The organism is Massilia sp. P2_C2, assembly GCF_056404615.1.
Map to the genome: position 1 here is coordinate 1 of NZ_JBFUDR010000393.1, position 4904 is coordinate 4904.

Consider the following 4904-nt stretch of genomic DNA (forward strand, 5'->3'; position numbering starts at 1 on the left):
GCGCGGCTTCCTTCGTCTTCTCAACAACTGTCGCGACCGCGGCCTTCGTTTTGTCGGCTGCGGTCTCGGCAGTGTCGCGCGTCTTTGATGCCGCATGCTCGGTGGCATTCGCAGTGCGGTCGGCCGCATCGGCCGCATTGTCGCGCACGGCCGACGGCCTGGTCTGGACCAGGCAACCGGTCTTCGCATCGGCGCCCATCTGCGCGCATTTGTCGACCGCCGCGGCCTTGGCCGGATCGCGCGTGTCGGTACCGGTCACGAGACCGCCACCCGACGCCGTGCTGCCGCCGCCGCTGGCGCCCGTCGCGCCATTGCCGCCGCCGGATGCGGCCGCGCGCTCGGTCCTGCCGTTATCCTTCGCATCGGCCAGGGCCGCCGTGTGGACGGATTTCGCGTTGTCCATGCAGCTGTCCTTGTCGGCGCCGCTCTTCGCATCGCAACGGGCCCTGGCGAGGTCGTATTCGGCATTCGCGACACTCGTGCGGGCCTTGGCGCGGCCGGCAGGCGTGTTGTTGTACTTGGCCAATGCCTCGGACTCGGCGCGGGTGCGCGCCAGGCGGGCTTMGGCCACGCAGACATCCTTGTCGTTACCGCCTTTCGCGTCGCATTTCGCTGTCGCCGCCCGGTATTCCGACTCGGCTTTCTGCGTGAGGTTTCGGTAGGTGACCGGGTCGTGGTTCAGTGCCGCTGTCGGCGCTGCGGCGAAGCTGGCGCCCGCGACGGTCGCGAGCAAGGTCGCAATCAGCGTTTTCATGGTCTTGTCCCTTATGGCGTTTGTTGTGACAGCCAGATTTAACGCCCGGCCGGACAAGACCTCTGTGCGGCACCGTACGCTTGTCGAATAAACCATAAAACTGGCCGCCCGGACTGCTCAGTCGTCGCTCAGCAAGCCTTCTCGCCACAAGGGAATCGCGTCCTCGAACGGCTTGCCGGCGCCGCCGAAGCGGGCACCGTCGCGCGCCAGGCGCACCCAGGCCCTTGTATCGTGGCCATTGCGTGCCACGGGCTGGTCCTGGCGGAGTTTTTCCAGCCAGGCATAGATGCGTGCATAGTCGCCGGGGTGGCGATCGTGCGTCCAGGCCAGCGCCACGAGATCGGCATAGCCTTCCTCGCGGCGCGTCTCGCGCATCGCCTTCGACGCCGCCAGCAGCGACGGGTCGTCCGCCGTTTCCTCGCCCACTTCGACGAAGCCGGCCGKCAACGCATGCCAGGCGCCCTGTGCATAGCGCCAGCAATGGCCGATCTCGTGGGCGGCCATCGCTTCGATCAGTTCGCCCTGCTGGGCCGCCGGCACGCCTTCAAGCTGGCGCTCGGCGTCGGGATTGCCGCGCAGCGACAGCACGAGCTTGCAACGGCCGCCGGCGAAGCCCATCGCCAGCGGCACGTCGTTGGGGCCGGCCTGCGGCTGCACGACGATGTCGATGGGCAACTTGAGGCTGCGCGAATATTCAAGGACAGGATAAGCCGCGCCCAGCCAGCGCTGTTCCAGCGGGGTGAGATTGGCGGCGGCTGCCGGGATGGCCTGGGAGGCCGCGCACAGGACGGCGGCGGCGAAAAGAGCTTTGGACATGAGGGCTTCCCGTTGGATATTTGAAATGCCTATCAGCAATTTTATCCCTCGTTCAGCCCTCTTCCTCAGCAATATTTTTGTGGATGTTTAAAAGCGCAATCTTGTCAAAAAAGGATCAGCGCTGYGCAGGCACCAGTTTCGCCGCCGTCGTGAACGCCGGGCGGATGTCGTTCGGCACTGCCTTCATCTTGTCCAGTGCCTTCTGCACCTCCGGGCGGATGACGACGTAACGCTTCATGAGCGCCTGCGCACGGGCATAGTCGCCGGTCGCTTCGATCGTCAGGAATTCACGGTCGAGGTCGGCCACGGCGGCCTTGATCTTCGCAAAATCGACGGCGAAGGTGCCGTCGCCGTGCGACACGAAGGCCCCCTTGTCGAGCAGGTAGTTGACCTGGATGGCCATGCCGCGCGCGTGCGAATCCGTCAGGCCGAAGTGCAGGGTGCGGAAGGCCGATGCGAGATACGTGTTGTACAGCTTGCGCTCGGCCGCCGCGCCCTGCCCCAGCGATCCCTTCAGCTGACCGTTGTCCATCATGTACGCGAGCGCCCACAATCCGGTGACGTCGGCCTTGGCTTCCTCGATGGTCGAATAGGCATCCTTCAGGTCCTGGCGCGGCGTGGACGGCTGGCCGTTCTGCGTCGTCGCGTGCGGGCCGAGGCCGTGCATGATCTCGTGCGCGAGGATGTGCGTGAAGAAGGAATCGAAATCGAGGTCCTTCTGGTCGGCGGAACGCAATACGATCTTCGAGATCGGCGTCAGCGTGGCCGCGAACTTGGCTTCCTGGACGTTCTTCAGCATCACGCGCTTCGATCCGCGCTGGCGGATGATGCGCTCGTCGTTCGGCAGATTGTACGCGGCCGTCTGCACGCCCATGTTGCCGTCGCCGGCGCCATAGACCTCGTTCACGACGACCATCGGCGCGAGCGCCCCCACCTTCGGATTGCGGTATTTCGCGTCGAGCGGCAGGTTGTCTTCCAGCTCCTGCATGTGCTTGCCGAAGAAGTTCAGCTTGTCCGTTTCCTTCTGGTCGCGCACGTTCACGTAGGCCTCGAACGCGGCCTTGTAGCCGAACAGTTCGTCGTTATACGTCTCGTACGGGCCGATCGTCACGTCCACGGGCGAATCGAGGTCCATCCACGCGAAGTCGGAGGCGAGGTAGTCGTTCGACAGGAAGGCGTCGGCGCGCAGGTTCAGGAATTTTTTCAGCGACGCGTTGTCGGTGGCGCTCGCCGCCTCCTTCAGCAGCTTCGAGAGTTTCTGCAACTCGTCGCGGTACTCGTCCGAGTACTTCACGATCGCGAATTTACCTGCCTTGTCCTTGCGGATCACGGTGAAGAACCATTGCGCCTGCTCCTTCCCGGCCGGCGCCAGGCCATTCATCCACGTTTCCAGTTCCTGTTTGCGCGCGCCCTCGGGATAAAAATTCGCACCCGGCGGCTTCTCGGCCGGGATCCGGATGCCGGCATACTCGGCCGGCATGAAGGAGCGGTTGCCGTCGAGGCCAGACCACGGGCCCTTGTCCAGCCAGAAGTGATCGCGGCGCGCCTTGCCCAGCGGCGTCGTGTCCTTTTGCAGCGCGGCCCACAACGCCTCGTTGCCGGACCAGCGCTGGCGCAGCTGCAGGAGATCGACGATCTTCGCCGCTTCGATCAGTTTGGCGATGGCGACGCGGTCGCCGGCGGACAGCTTCGCCGTGTCGGCCGTCAGGTCGACGGGAGCGAAGCGCTTCGTCATCGTCTGCAATTGGGCGACGGTGGCCGGCGCGGCGGCCATGTCGGCGGCGTGGAGGTTGGCGCACAGGGTCGCTGCGGCCAGGGCGGTGAGGAGATGCTTCATTGAGGTCCCTTGTGAGGTTGGCAATCTTGCGATTCTAACCCCGTTGAGGGACGTGGGAACCGGTGCCGCCACATAAAAGCGGCACCGGCCGGGCGTCAGCGCGACGCGACCGTCGCCTCCGGCGCGGCCGGTATCCAGCCGCCGCCCAGCGCGCGCGCAACGGACACGGCCGCGAGCAGGCGCTGCGTACGGATCTGCGCGGCGGCGCGGTCGGCCGCGAGGGCCGAGCGCTGGGCGTCGGTGACGTCCAGGTAAGTCGAGACGCCGCGGTCGAAGCGGGCCTGCGCCACCTGCACGGCGCGCGCGGCGGCCTGTTGCGCCTGCACCTGCACGTCGCCCTGCTGCTGGCGCTGCTGGACGTCCGACAGCGCATCCTCCACTTCGCGCAGCGCCGTCAGCAGGCGCGTCTCGTGGTTGGCGACGGCTTCGTCGTACCTGGCCTTGGCCAGGTTCACGTTGTTGCGGATGCGGCCGCCCTCGAACACGGGCAGCGACAACGCGAGCGGGCCGATCGAGAACTGGCGGGCGCTGCCCTGGGCCAGGGTACTCAGCGTTTCCGACGCATAGCCGAAATTCCCCGTCAGCGATACGCTCGGATAGTACGCGCCCTCGGCCACGCCCACCTGCGCATTGAAGGCCTTCAGCGTGGCGACGCTCCCGGCGAGGTCCGGGCGCTGGCCCAGCAGGCTGGCCGGCAGCCCGACGGGGATCGCAGGCGGCTGCGGCAACGCGGTTGCGACGTCGCCGGCGGCCGGCGCCAGGATGGGCTGGCTCGGCGACGCGCCCACCAGCACGGCCAGCGCGTGTTCCAGCGTGTTGCGCTGGCGCTGGACTTCCTGGATGTCGGCTTCCGCGTTGGCGCGTTCGATGCGCGTGCGCGAGACGTCAAGCTCGTTAGACAGACCGGCGTTGAAACGCGCCTCGATCAGCTGCTGCGATTCGCGCCGCGTGGCCAGCGCATTGTTCAGGATGGCCAGTTCGGCATCGAGGCCGCGCAGCTGCCAGTACGTCGTCGCAACCTGGCTGGAGAGCATCAGCATCACGCCGTCGCGGTCGTCCTGGGCAGCCAGCGCCTGGGCGTCGGCCGCTTCGACGGCGCGGCGCACGCGGCCCCAGAGGTCGATCTCGTACGAGAAATTCGCGCCGACCGAGTACTCGGTGCCCTTGATCGACTGATGGCCGAACGTGGCGCCCATCGGGCTTTCGGCCGACGTGCGCGAGTTCGAGACGCCGGCGGACACGCCGACGGTCGGCAGTTCGCTGGCGCGCGTCACGCCCAGTTGCGCCCGCGCCTGCACGAGGCGCTGCGCGGCGGCGCGCACGTTCGGGTTGTCGCGCAGGGCGCGTTCTTCCAACTGGCTGAGCGTGGCGTCGCCGAACACGGTCCACCATTGCGCCGGCAGGCGCGCGGCCTGATCCTGGGATGCGGCTGCAGCGTGACGGTACGCCGGCGTAGCGACGCCCGGCGTGGCGACGCCCGGCGTGGCGACGCCCTGC

4 protein-coding genes are annotated in these 4904 nt (G+C 67.1%); all 4 read right to left on the reverse strand.

Going from position 1 to position 4904, the window contains the following annotated elements; genetic code table 11:
- A partial coding sequence (locus AC1DYX_RS27840) for a hypothetical protein (RefSeq protein WP_477264947.1) occupies positions 1 to 754 on the reverse strand: 754 nt, incomplete at its 3' end.
- Between the two features lie 117 nt (positions 755 to 871).
- Positions 872 to 1570, reverse strand: a complete 699-nt coding sequence (locus AC1DYX_RS27845; protein ID WP_477264949.1) for a hypothetical protein — start codon at positions 1568 to 1570, stop codon at positions 872 to 874.
- 115 nt (positions 1571 to 1685) lie between these two features.
- Complete coding sequence (locus AC1DYX_RS27850; protein WP_477264951.1) at positions 1686 to 3407, reverse strand: dipeptidyl-peptidase 3 family protein; 1722 nt, start codon at positions 3405 to 3407, stop codon at positions 1686 to 1688.
- Positions 3408 to 3502: 95 nt separating this feature from the next.
- Positions 3503 to 4904: efflux transporter outer membrane subunit (locus AC1DYX_RS27855; RefSeq protein ID WP_477264953.1), on the reverse strand; the 1402-nt coding region annotated here is incomplete at its 5' end.